This is a genomic window from Providencia sp. PROV267 (assembly GCF_028477825.1).
In the GTDB taxonomy this organism is placed as follows: domain Bacteria; phylum Pseudomonadota; class Gammaproteobacteria; order Enterobacterales; family Enterobacteriaceae; genus Providencia; species Providencia stuartii.
The window spans coordinates 107,958-121,016 of the sequence record NZ_JAMPLX010000002.1 but is presented as its reverse complement, the minus strand read 5'-3'; the positions used below and the strand labels follow the sequence as shown (position 1 = coordinate 121,016).

General features: G+C 41.3%; 7 protein-coding genes. 5 read left to right on the top strand and 2 right to left on the bottom strand.

The features are described from left to right. Positions 1 to 119 precede the first annotated feature (119 nt). Entirely contained in the window at positions 120 to 3,566 is a 3,447-nt protein-coding gene (gene mfd / locus PR709_RS01370) for a transcription-repair coupling factor (RefSeq protein WP_004920809.1), read from the top strand. A gap of 71 nt (positions 3,567 to 3,637) precedes the next feature. Here mfd and umoD read toward each other — a convergent pair whose 3' ends face one another. Both umoD and PR709_RS01360 read right to left on the bottom strand, forming a co-directional pair. After that, entirely contained in the window at positions 3,638 to 4,246 is a 609-nt protein-coding gene (umoD, locus tag PR709_RS01365; RefSeq protein WP_004920810.1) for a UmoD family flagellar biogenesis regulator, read from the bottom strand. Positions 4,247 to 5,058: 812 nt separating this feature from the next. Beyond that, entirely contained in the window at positions 5,059 to 6,363 is a 1,305-nt protein-coding gene (locus PR709_RS01360) for an NAD(P)/FAD-dependent oxidoreductase (RefSeq protein ID WP_004920811.1), read from the bottom strand. Between the two features lie 1,309 nt (positions 6,364 to 7,672). Between PR709_RS01360 and PR709_RS01355 the strand changes: the two genes are divergently transcribed. Genes PR709_RS01355 through PR709_RS01340 form a run of 4 tightly spaced genes read left to right on the top strand, consistent with a single transcriptional unit; the run spans position 7,673 to position 13,047 of the window. Next, positions 7,673 to 8,713: a LuxE/PaaK family acyltransferase gene (locus PR709_RS01355; protein WP_040133242.1), complete on the top strand. Its 1,041-nt coding sequence runs from the start codon at positions 7,673 to 7,675 to the stop codon at positions 8,711 to 8,713. Next, complete coding sequence (locus PR709_RS01350) at positions 8,710 to 9,801, top strand: acyl-CoA reductase (protein ID WP_272570689.1); 1,092 nt, start codon at positions 8,710 to 8,712, stop codon at positions 9,799 to 9,801. Before PR709_RS01355 ends, PR709_RS01350 begins: the two co-directional genes overlap by 4 nt. Next, positions 9,788 to 10,819, top strand: coding sequence for an NAD-dependent epimerase/dehydratase family protein (locus PR709_RS01345; RefSeq protein WP_141173241.1), 1,032 nt, complete (start codon positions 9,788 to 9,790; stop codon positions 10,817 to 10,819). Before PR709_RS01350 ends, PR709_RS01345 begins: the two co-directional genes overlap by 14 nt. After that, entirely contained in the window at positions 10,816 to 13,047 is a 2,232-nt protein-coding gene (locus PR709_RS01340; protein ID WP_076914079.1) for a penicillin acylase family protein, read from the top strand. Before PR709_RS01345 ends, PR709_RS01340 begins: the two co-directional genes overlap by 4 nt. The last annotated feature ends 12 nt before the right edge of the window (positions 13,048 to 13,059 follow it).

Here is a 13,059-nt window from a genome sequence, read left to right as displayed (position 1 = left end):
CGGCCCCGGTTTTGTGGATTTTTTTCTTATTGGCACGGCCTGTTTGTCTTACTTTCAGACAATTGTACGGGGTAAAACAGGTCGTTTAGCCATTATGCTTTGAGAAACCGAATATTTTTATGTCTTCAAAATTTCGTTATGAACTTCCTACACGCGGTGGTGATGTCCGTCATCTTGGATGCTTGATTGGGGCCGCGGGTGCACTTGAATGTGCAGAGATGATAGAGCGTCATCAAGGGCCTGTGGTCATTATCACAAGAGACATGCAAAACACCTTGCGTCTCCGCGATGAAATTCAACAGTTTACGCAGCTGCCAATTGAAACATTGTCCGACTGGGAAACCTTGCCTTACGATAACTTTTCACCACATCAAGAAATTATTTCACACCGTTTATCAACACTGTATCGCTTACCTACTATGCAAAAAGGGGTTTTGATCCTTCCGGTCAACACCTTAATGCAGAAGGTTTGCCCATCTGAATTTCTGGCTAGCCATGCACTCGTGATGGCTAAAGGTGACAAACTTTCGCGCGATAACTTGCGCGACGAGCTAGATAAGGCAGGCTATCGCCATGTTGAACAAGTTTTGGAACACGGGGAATACGCTACACGTGGCGCATTATTAGACCTGTACCCAATGGGGAGCGCACTCCCTTACCGAATTGATTTCTTTGATGACGAAATTGATAGTCTGCGTACCTTTGATGTCGATAGCCAAAGAACGCTTGAAGAAGTTGAGAGCATCAACCTGTTGCCTGCACACGAGTTTCCAACAGACAAAGATGCCATCGAACGCTTCCGTAGCCAGTGGCGTGAACGATTCGAAGTCAGGCGTGACCCTGAACATATCTATCAACAAGTCAGCAAAAAAACACTTCCCACAGGGATTGAATACTGGCAACCGCTCTTTTTTAGTCAACCTTTGCCATCGCTATTTGACTATCTACCAACAAATACGCTGTTTATCTCACAGCATTATCAAGAAGCTGCCGAACGTTTCCAAAGTGATACCCAACAACGTTTCGAAAGCCGCGGTGTTGACCCGATGCGCCCCTTGTTGCCACCGACAGATTTATGGCTGACCGTCGAGCAACTCAATCAGGCATTAAAAAAATGGCCGCGAGTACAGCTATCTGTTGAAAAATTAGCCGATAAGGCAGCTAACACTAATTTAGATTACCTACCGTTGCCAGATATCGGTACACAAGGGCAAAGTAAACAGCCGCTTGAAAAATTGCGTCAATTTGTTGAACATTTTGATGGCACCGTCATTTTCTCTGTTGAAAGTGAAGGCCGGCGCGAGACAGTCACTGAATTATTGGGAAGGATCAAAATTCGCCCTGAGACTATTAGTCACTACTCCAGCCCAGTAAGCAACCGTTTTGCCATCATGATCGGGGCTGCTGAACACGGTTTTATTCAATCAGTACAACACCGTGCGTTGATATGTGAAAGTGATTTATTAGGGGAACGTGTTGTTCGTCGCCGCACAGATAACCGCCGAACCATCAATACTGATACGCTGATCCGTAACTTAGCCGAACTACGTCCTGGGCAGCCAGTTGTTCATATTGAGCACGGAGTGGGTCGTTACCAAGGATTAACAACACTTGAAGCAGGTGGAATTAAAGCGGAATATTTGATCTTGACCTATGCGGGTAACGACAAGCTATATGTTCCTGTCTCATCCTTGCATCTTATCAGCCGTTACTCCGGTGGTGCAGATGAAAATGCCCCGTTACACCGCCTTGGTAGCGATAGTTGGGGGAAAGCGCGGCATAAAGCCGCAGAAAAAGTCCGTGATGTCGCGGCTGAACTACTTGATATCTATGCTCAGCGAGCCGCCAAACCCGGCTTTGCCTTTAAACATGACAAAGAGCAGTACCAAGAGTTTTGTCAAGGCTTCCCTTTTGAAACGACCCCCGATCAAGAGCAGGCAATTAATGCCGTGCTTAGCGATATGTGTCAACCTATCGCAATGGATCGCCTTGTGTGCGGTGATGTCGGTTTCGGTAAAACCGAAGTCGCTATGAGAGCAGCTTTCTTAGCGATCAATAACAATAAACAGGTTGCGGTGCTTGTGCCTACCACTTTGCTGGCTCAACAACATTTCGATAATTTCCGTGACCGTTTCGCAAATTGGCCGGTAAGAATTGAAATGCTCTCTCGTTTCAAAACCGCCAAAGAGCAGCAACAGATACTCGAAGAAACCGCTCAAGGGAAAGTCGATATTTTGATTGGTACCCACAAGTTACTGCAAAGTGACTTAGTGTGGCATGACTTAGGGTTGCTCGTGGTCGATGAAGAGCACCGTTTTGGTGTCCGTCATAAAGAGCGTATTAAGGCTATGCGTGCGGATGTGGATATTTTAACGCTCACCGCAACCCCTATCCCTCGTACACTCAATATGGCCATGAGTGGCATGCGGGATCTGTCGATTATCGCAACGCCTCCTGCTCGCCGTTTAGCCGTGAAAACCTTTGTACGCCAATATGATGACCTTGTGGTTCGTGAAGCCATTTTGCGTGAAACATTACGTGGAGGCCAAGTTTATTATCTCTACAACGATGTTGAAAATATTGAAAAAGCCAAAAAACGTCTGGAAGAATTAGTACCAGAAGCGCGCTTTGTGGTCGGTCATGGGCAAATGCGTGAGCGCGAACTGGAGCGTGTGATGACCGATTTCCACCATCAACGCTTCAATGTCCTGATTTGTACGACCATCATTGAAACGGGTATCGATATTCCAACAGCGAATACCATCATTATTGAACGTGCAGACCATTTTGGTTTAGCGCAGCTACACCAGCTACGAGGTCGTGTAGGCCGCTCTCATCATCAAGCCTATGCCTATTTATTAACGCCACATCCAAAAGCGATGACTGCTGACGCACATAAACGTTTAGAAGCTATCTCTTCCCTTGAAGATCTTGGTGCGGGATTTGCCCTTGCCACTCATGATTTGGAAATTCGGGGTGCAGGAGAATTGCTCGGTGAAGATCAAAGCGGGCAGATGACGACGATCGGATTTACGCTGTATATGGAGTTACTGGAAAGCGCGGTAGAGGCATTAAAAGATGGGCGTGAGCCTTCATTAGAGGACTTAGTTAATCAGCAAACAGAAGTTGAACTGCGCATGCCCGTGCTGCTTCCCGACGATTACATTCATGATGTTAATATTCGTTTATCGTTCTATAAGCGTATCGCCAGTGCTCATAATGAAGATGAGTTAAATGATCTTCGTACTGAGCTGGTTGACCGTTTTGGCACATTACCCGATGCTGGACGTTTCTTACTTGCCAGCGCCGCTATCAGGCTCGAAGCGGAAAAATTAGGTATCAAGCGAATTGAAGCTCATGAGCAAGGTGGATTTATTGAATTTGGTGAAAAACATAAAGTCTCGCCAAACTTCTTAATCAGTCTATTACAAAATCAACCGAAAACCTTCCGCCTCGATGGTCCTGTAAGGTTGAAATTTGTGCATGACCTCAGCGAGCGCGTGACACGCATTGAGTTTATCAAACAGTTGTTGCGTGACTGTGCGGATAACTTACTAGAAGCATAATCTATGATGCGTTAGAACAAATGAAAAGCCCCAGCCACATAATAATGTCACTGGGGCTTTTCCGCTCATTTTTATTCAAAATAAGCATAGGTGTTTTTTCCCGCATAAATCTCTACGGCATTATTCATATTCAGCGAGTTTCGGCTAGCTTCATCAAGTTTGACGCAATAAAACGGCACTAATGCATCAGTCTGGTTACGTGCCGCTTTACAAAGTTGACTACTAGAGGTACTTAAATCTAATCGCCCATTTTCATCAAGGGGGATAAATAGCCCTGGATCATAAACGGTGCGTACTTTGCCTAGGGTATTACCAATACGGTATACCACATCATAACCCACAATAATTTGTTCTACTTTTTCTGTTACTATGCATTTACGATTGTCACGTTCAAGTAGTGATGATAAGGAGTCCTTTTGGAGTGCCTCAATCATAAATACCATCTTACATTCACTTTGAGCTGGGTGATAGCGCGATAGATATTCCTGATTAAATCCATCAAATATCCCCATAACTGAACAATTCTCCTGTTCAATCAGCCGATGCGATTTTATTGGCTCTATCGAAATTACCGTCGCCAACCGACTTTCATCCTTGGAGAAACGCAGCGAAGTTATTGATACAATAATAATAAGGCAAATAACTATTGCTGCTAATAACACCTTATATGTTAGCTTCATAGGCTGCCCTTATTAATGACAATGTTAGTGAATAGTCCCATTGTAACTTTTCGCTTTAATAATTCGATAGTTACTGGCAAAACAATCAAAAGATTTAGAGTTTTCTTAATCAAGAACAAGTCAATAAAAATTTAACTTACTCCTGTTGGTTGTTAAGTCAATAAATTAAATTTTAATCTATTTTCACATATTGATTACGATCAATTTTTGGTAATTATAATTATAAAAAAGTCTTTTTTACACTTATTTTAAGTAATAACACGAAGATATCTTTTTATTAATTTCTATCAATTTCCCCCTTTATTTTTTTATTTCTCATTCAATGAATGCAAACGACCTTTTTAATTTTCATCAGAGAACACGACTAGCATTTTTTATATTACCTTTTCTTACCTACCGCTTTAACATGATTTCACCCCATTTCTATTTAACTAACGGTAACGCCCATTGAGAGCGGTTTTAGGTGACACTATGAGGTTGATACTCACATGACTCAACGGATACTTTTATAATTTTATATAAAACAAAAATTCCACATAATAGAAGGTAGCAACTGCCAATAATAAGTATATTAGCTTATAAGCTAATCCAGAATTTAATTAAAATGGCATATTTAAATTAATGCCGCTTCATATCAGGCATCTTTATAGTGTACCTCCTATAATGTATTTAATCGTTGGGGTTCGCTCAAAATAGTTTATTCATAAATAATCAATCAATTGATTAAAGTTTATATTTAAAAATACTTATAAAAAAATCCCCGTTTAATGAAAAACGAGGATTTTTCCTATTTATTGCGACTGACTAAAACGTTAGTGAAGTTTTAATTTCGGACGAATAATGCGGTTAATACTTCCGACTAACATCATTAACCCTGTTTTCACATAGCCATGAAGCGCAATTTGGTGCATTCGATACAATGAGATATACACAAAACGTGCAATACGCCCTTCCACCATCATATCCCCACGCATCAAGTTACCCATTAAGCTACCCACGGTACTAAAACGCGATAAAGAGACTAAAGAGCCATGGTCTTTATAGATATAATCTTTTAGTGGCTTATCTTTTATCATCGCCAAAATATTATCATAACAGCGGCTCGCCATTTGGTGTGCAGATTGCGCTCTAGGTGGCACAAAACCACCGTCAGGCTTAGCGCATGAGGCACAGTCACCAATCGCAAAAATGGTATCATCGCGGGTTGTCTGTAATGTCGACTTAACGACCAACTGATTGATACGATTCGTTTCTAACCCCGCAATCTCTTTCATAAAATCAGGTGCCTTGATACCGGCTGCCCATACCATTAAGTCAGCACGAATTTTCTCACCCTCTTTTGTATTCAAGCCATCGTCATCAGCGCTGGTCACCATCGTTTTAGTTAGCACTTTTACGCCTAACTTATTTAACTCTTGATGTGCTGCCGCAGAAATACGTGGTGGTAATGCAGGCAGAATACGTTCACCGGCTTCGACTAATGTCACATTTAACGCGTCAGTATCTAATCCTTTAAATCCATAACTGGTTAGCTGCTCTACCGCGTTATACAACTCAGCCGACAACTCAACACCTGTAGCTCCAGCTCCAACAATCGCAATATTCACTTTCTCTTCTGCATTGTCGCGAACAGAATAACGTAAAAATAGATTAAGCATTTCATCGTGGAATCGATGGGCTTGTTGCGGATTATCTAAGAAAATACAATGCTCTTTAACACCCGGCGTACCAAAATCATTTGAAGTACTACCTAGTGCCATGACTAAAATGTCATAATCAATTTCACGCTCAGGAACCAATAACTCCGCGTTTTTATCCCGTAATTCACCCAAAATGATCTTTTTATTGTCACGATCGATTTGTGTCAAAGAGCCTAATTGGAAGTTAAATGCGTTGTGACGAGCATGGGCAAGATAGCTCAAGGCATCCACACCATCATCTAAAGAGCCTGTTGCTACTTCATGTAACAGAGGTTTCCATAAATGACTTGGATTACGATCCACTAAAGTGATTTCTGCACGTTTTTTACGCCCTAATTTACGACCTAGTCGTGTTGCTAGCTCTAAGCCGCCAGCACCACCACCGACAATCACAATTTTTGGTTGAGAAAAGGCCATATTTCCCTCATTGCAAAATAAATTAATGTTATTTAAGCCTTATTCGAAATAAAAAACTTAAATAACATTAATCACCACTTATAAGACCAAAAGTTTGTTGAGGATAACATGCTTGGTCATTTGGTCATACCAAATATTGATGTATATCAAATTAATTGATTAATATGACAGCGATCACAAAAAAGTGTGATTCATTAGCAAAATGAAACGAGTCAGCTTGCATAGATTGATATTAATCAATATTTGAGCCAATTTCCAATCTATTTGATAATGAGAATCAGTTATTATTGGTAGTCAATATATGTGGACTTAAGGGGGTCATGACAGCTTATTGTTCACTAAGGGCTTACAAAAAAAGCGGGATAGTGTAAATTTTGTAGAGAAAACAACCCATATTAGAGATCATCATTTGCCTATTTTTGGCTAGTTTCTCTGATAAATCTCTCGGTTTTTATCATTTCGGCGGTAAACGGCATCGTTCTTGTTGAAAGGCATAATTAATGAAATTTATTTTATATCAAATCATTACTAGCATTGTATCGAGCATTATTTGTATCTATCATCTTGTTACACTCTATCTTGTCTTTTCCTCTTTGCCTTTTGAGCTGTCCAGTGGTTATTTTTTAATAACTAAAATAACGATAATATTTCTTTCATTATACGTGATCGTTATTAATGAAGTGGCGAGACGGAACAAACGCTGGGAGTTTTGTGTTAATTTATTTAAATATAAAAAACAAAATAATATTCAACGAATTGATTTATTTATTCTTTTTTCATTTTCACTTGTCATCACCTACATCGTTACTCTACTGTTTAGTTTGCTACTCATCTTACTCATTCGCCTAAATCCAACCTTCTTGGAAAACCTCAATATTTGGATGTTACATATGACGATCACCGTCATTAAATATGCAACTTTATTGCTATGTTTAATCCCTTTATATAAAGCATTTATCGCCTATAAAAAGCAAAAAAACGATAAGTGAGACATTGTAGCGAAGAGATATCACTTTACCTCTTCGCACTTAAAAGCACGCTATGTCATCCCCATTAACTTTTTATACTGCTTGATCACTTAAATAAATCAATAACACAACTAAATTAAGTGACACTTTCTATTTACCAACGATTAATATTTCCCCAATCCGCTATAAATACCACTAACAAAACGGCTTTCATGATAACTTTTCAAACTTAAAATTCTCCTAAAGTGATAACTGCAACGCTTGATTCAGAATATTTACCTTTAGTTAGGTCATATAATAAAACTTAATAATAACTAAGCATTCTGATATAAGTGAAAAAAATGTCTGAGAACACAAGCAATCCTATTGATTTACTTATCAATAACCCGCAACCCTATGCGCCAGAAAGTATTGATGATGCGTTATTTTCAGCCGCAATGAAACAAGCTGATACCTGGCATTTAAACCGTAATGTTAATTATGCAAAGTTATGGGAAACAGAAGCCAACCCTCTGATCCCTATTAATTTGTTTAAAACCATGGATTTGGCGACAAATACCCAGCTTGATGGTATATGGTTAAATAGTTCAGGTACTGGGCAACATGGGAAAACACGCGTTTTCTTTGACAATCTCAGTTTAAAACGTATTGAAACGGCTATGGTGCAAATTTTTTTGCATAATCATTTGATTTCAACCACACCTTCTCGCTTTTTAATGTTATCTCCTGATCCCGCCACAGGTGAGCATGCAGGTTATGCCACTGCCTTTTTAAAGTTCACCCAATGTGCCCCAATACAAGAGCTTGTTTTTACTGTGTCAGAGCAAGGTCAATTTGATAGTGAGTTAGCGTGGTCTACACTCAAACGCTGGGCTAATGATCCTGCCCCTATCTATATTTTAGGCTTAACACTGTTTTTTGAATTTTTATGCCTAAAACGCCCTGAACCATTTACCTTGAAATCACCGATAAAAGGCTTAACCGGCGGTGGTTGGAAAGGGATGACAAAACAACTTGAACGCCCTGAGATTATTCAAGGTTTGCAACAAGTTTTACAAGCGCCTAGCGTCGATATTCGCGATATTTATGGTATGACTGAACATCCTCTTCACTACATTAGTTGTCCTGAAGGTCATTTTCATCTCCCTGCTTATTCACGTTTTTCAATCATGGCTGAAGATGGGAGCCATGCACCAGAAAATAAAAATGGACTCATTGTACTTGAAAGCCCTCTGTTTGCCTCAATACCTTCACATCGCTTATTAACGCAAGATCTGGGTTGTTGGGGCAATAATTGTGCCTGTGGTCAACCGCTACCCTTCCTGCGCTATCTAGGACGAGCATCTACCCCAGAGGGCACCTGTGCGGCACAAGTAAAATGAAAAACTCACTACAAACGCGTGTAAATAAAATCAAACTGTGCCTAACAACTTTGCGTGAAGCTAATTGGTCGTTTTCGGAAGATGAAAATACGCAACAATTTTGTTTATCGCGTTTGGAGCGTCTGACTGAAAATCAGTTATTGGAACAAAAGATCCATCGTGAATTAGGTGGAAAATATTGGCATGCACCGAAGCGTTTGCTGATTATTGTTTCTGAAAAAGATCCATTAGGTACACTAGAAGCGCTATGTGCCGCTTACCTTATTGGCAGTAAAATTCGCCTGAAAGCCCGCATATCAATCAATTATTTGCAACAGGTTAAACGCATTCTGTCACTTGATGATGAGGAGTGTGAAATCATTGATTGGCAAAGTCATTTACAAAATGATCAGCAGATACTCTCTGGCGTCGATACGGTCTTACTCGCAGGGGGCGAGGCATTAATCCAACACTATCGCCAAATCACACCGCCACATATCAAATTGGTCGAACTAGGGCCAAAAATCAGTGGCATGGCAATCATTGGCAAGCAACTTCCTGCAATTGAATTGATTTTGTACGATATCGCCCTTTTTCACCAACAAGTCTGTAGCTCACCTCGATTCATTTTGTTGGATAACCCCTTAGCGGCAGAAGCGCTTTATCATCAACTGATAACCACACTTGGTCACCTTCCCATTTTGTCTGACAACCTACGTTTACAAGGCATATCGCAATTTCGCGAGCATCGGTTCACTTATTCACTATCCACTCCCGACAAGCCGAGTGTTTACAGTGAAAAAACAGGCTGGGGAGTCACTTATCAAACAGAGTTTGCCCCTCAAGCATGGTTAACTCAGGGCTTTCAAATCGTCGTTGCTCCTATCGAAGATAGCCTAAAACAAGCGCAAACACTTTGGCCTGGGCGCCTACAGACCCTTGGTTATTTTGGCGATTTAGATTCTTTGTCATTACAACAATACAGTTTTACCCGTTATTGCCCAATTGGTCGCATGCACCAGCGCCCTATTCATGCGCCGCATGATGGCTTTTTCATGCTATCTGCCCTCGTTAACTTTATCAGTAAGGAAGAAAATGGCGATAAATAACCGCAACCTATTAATTACTGGTGGAACTGGGTTTATTGGCTCTCATCTGCTGCATAAGCTTGCTGAACAAGGTCATAATTTAACTGTATTATCTCGAAATCCACAAAATCGTGTGATTCCCTATCGCCCCAAATTACCTGAAAAGGTGAACGTGGTGATTGGTGATATTTTGCAACCTCAAAGCTTAAAACAAGCATTGGCAGGGCAAGATGCCGTGATCCACCTTGCTGCGGATTACCGTGTCGGTTTAGCGCCAACCCGCCAAGCACGGCAGCATATGTATCAAACTAATGTCATCGGCACCTCAAACCTGTTAGCAGCGGCTCAAGATGCTGATATTTCAAAAATCGTTTATATGAGCTCAACCGCTGCTTTAGGCGAAACCCAAGGCGCATTACTTGATGAATCTCACCGGCACAATGGCATCTTTCGTAGTTATTACGAAGAAACAAAACATATTGCACACGAATTGGTTGTAAAACAGCAATGCCAAGGCGCTCCTATCAATATTGCTATCAGCGGTGGGGTATTTGGTTTAGGTGATAACAGCGTATTAGCCCAGACCGTAAACGCCTTTTTACTTGGAAAAATCCCTTTTCAAATCGCAACGACAAGCACATTTCAACTTTGTCATGTGTCACATGTTTGTGATGGACTCATCACACTACTATCACCGGAAATTGTTCGCCAAAACTATATCTTGGCTGGCGAGACTTTCTCTATGCCCGAACTTTTTCAGATGCTAAGCCATTTTTGTGGCAGACCTTCTTTACCTGCCAAAAAGGCTTCTTCACTGAAAATACCTGCTTGGTTAATGGATAAACTCGCCAGCCTTGGGCTGACAATGCCGTTATCTTGCGAAGCGCTTCATATAATGGATGGCAGCTCCTACACTTATTCTTCCTATAAGGCCCAACAACAATTAGGTTGGAGTGCAGGCTATCCAAAAGAAGAGTTTATCGAATACGTATCACACCTCGCGACTCAATTGTCATCTGCTAAAAAGGATGTAGCATGAAAACCAAACATCTCTCATGCCAATGGGGGCACGTCACTCTATCCCTCGAATCAGCACAATTACTTTCCGTTAAAGGGAATAGCGATAATGCGGTTTTTTTTGGTCAAGGTTATGGCACCGCTAAACTACGTTTATGGCAACTCGATTTATCCCGCCGTGTCGCCAGTGGTCGCTTATCTGAAATTATGGGAAATGGGGCCTTACGTACCGATGTTTTTCAGCGACGATTAGGATTAGTGGAGCTGGCTGAGCGTGCGACAAACATTGATTGTGCCGCACCAACTCACTCTTGGCAGGCTATGCAATATCAACATATTCAAGCTTATACTGCCGGTATCAACCAAGCACTCAGTGAAATGAAAGTCTTACCCATCGAGTGCTTATTACTGCACTACCGTCCTGAAATTTTTTCAATCTCAGACAGTTATTTATTAGGACAACTGAAATATTTTATTAATTCCGCTTGGCAATATGAACTATTCCACACGCGCATAGCAAATCGATTGACGCCAAAACAGCATCAACAGTTATTGGCAACCTTTAGCCATGAAGGCCATCAAATTCCCCCACTACCACTAAATGAAAATGGGGATTGGCACCAAGAAGTGGTTAAGGCACTCAAAGATGGATTAAAAGGATTGCAGTATTTAGGGCTAGCTTCACCCGATACGGGCTCGAATGTCATTGCCATCAGTGGGTCATTAACCCAATCAGGAAAACCGCTATTGGCTACCGACCCTCATATGGGGCATGTGAATCCTAATTTTAATCTACTTTGCCGCCTTGAAAGTGATGAAGGACTCAATGTCGTCGGCTCTCATTTTCCAGGCTCTCCTGGCATTATCGTCGGTCGTAATAACCATGCTGCATGGGGAATGGTTGGTATCATGGCGGATAACCAAGACTTATTTTGGGGTAAGCTCGACCTTGAAAATGAGCAGGTTGAAACGGCATCAGGGAATCTGCCTTTAACTAAAAATATCCATGAAATCAAACTGAAAAATGGTAAATCACACAGTTTCACAACTTATAGCTTTGCTCAAGGGCGGTTAGTGTCAGAAAAAAATGGCTACGGTATGTTTTTACGTTGGCCTGCACTGGATGACCCAAGTGGTGACATTACCTTTTATCAGCTCGCCAAATGCCAAGATTGGCCTTCATTTAGAGATGCCCTTAAGCATGTAAAAAACTCACCAATGATGGTTGGCTATGCTGATATTCATGGGGATATTGGTCTGCAAACCATGGGATATATTCCAAAGCGTCATCAACAAATCGGTAGCTTGGTACTAAGCCTAACAGAGCCACAGCACCAGTGGTTGGGTTATGTGCCTTTTGATGAATTACCTTGCGAACATAATCCTGAACGAGGCTATACTCTTTATGCCAATCAATATAGTGAGTCACTGTTTACGGGAAAAGTGGCTTTATCTAATCGCTGGCATCCCCCTAGCCGTTCACGACGTATCGAGGCGTTGATCCAACACACCGACCAACACACCACCGAAACATTGACCGCTATTCAGGATGATAAAACAGATTATTTTGCCCAGCAGGCAAAACATTTTTTATTACCTTTCGTCCCTGAAGACAAGATGTTATCGCAGTGGGATGGTAACACAGAGAATATCCAAGCTTCGCGCTTACTTGATGTATGGTTCCAACATTTAACCGATAAATTACTTGGCAAAGTACTCAAACGAGGTTCCAGAACGCTATATACCGATTTTTGGCCAAGTTGCCGCTGGAGCATTCTCAATATCCTGCAACACCATATTGAGGATTGGCAGCATGAAGCCGATGCTTTGCCTGATCTGATCCGTGAATGTTATGCCACTGCGTTAGTCGCTAGCCAAAAAATGGCCCACCCCCAAGTTGAGTTTCAACACAGCATCAAAAAACCAATATGGCTCAATAAACTGTTAACAGGTCGTTTTCCTTATCAAGGCGGTAATCGCGAAACAGTCCATGCCACACGACAAAATGCCGATTTTCTGACGCAATCCCAAGCGGGTAAAAATAAGTCTATTAAGACTAAACCCTATACCTTTGGTCCTGGATTCAAACTAATCTCAAATTTAGCAAATCGAGGGGAATGTGTGTATTTAATCAATACACCGGCAAAAGGCTCCCCATTTTTCTGGCAACTAAGGAAAACACTTAACGATTGGCAAGCAGGTAAAAGAAAAACGACAAGACTGGCAAATAAGCAAAATAATAATGAGTGAGGATTTAGATCA